At 45.1% G+C, this 297-nt stretch carries 1 protein-coding gene; it reads left to right on the plus strand.

Going from position 1 to position 297, the window contains the following annotated elements:
* On the plus strand, positions 1–297 hold a 297-nt coding region (locus ASJ81_RS16555), incomplete at both ends, for a sugar phosphate nucleotidyltransferase (protein ID WP_245860232.1).

A 297-nucleotide genomic window follows, 5' to 3' on the forward strand; every position in this document is an offset into this window, starting at 1 on the left:
GGAATTGAGGATATAATCATTATTACAGGCAGGGGGAAACGGGCAATTGAGGACTATTTCGACGATTCTCCTGAACTCGAAATGCATCTTGCGAAAAAACATAACAGTGAACTTCTAAAACTTGTCCGGGACGTTTCCTCTCTTGTGGATATTCACTACATCCGCCAGAAAGAGCCAAATGGGCTCGGAGATGCGGTTCTCAGGGCAGAAAAACATATTGGAAATGAACCTTTTGCCGTGCTTCTCGGGGACGATATTATTGTGAATGACAAGCCCTGCACTGCCCAGCTCATTGAA

Source organism: Methanosarcina spelaei, from assembly GCF_002287235.1.
In the GTDB taxonomy this organism is placed as follows: Archaea; Halobacteriota; Methanosarcinia; order Methanosarcinales; family Methanosarcinaceae; genus Methanosarcina; species Methanosarcina spelaei.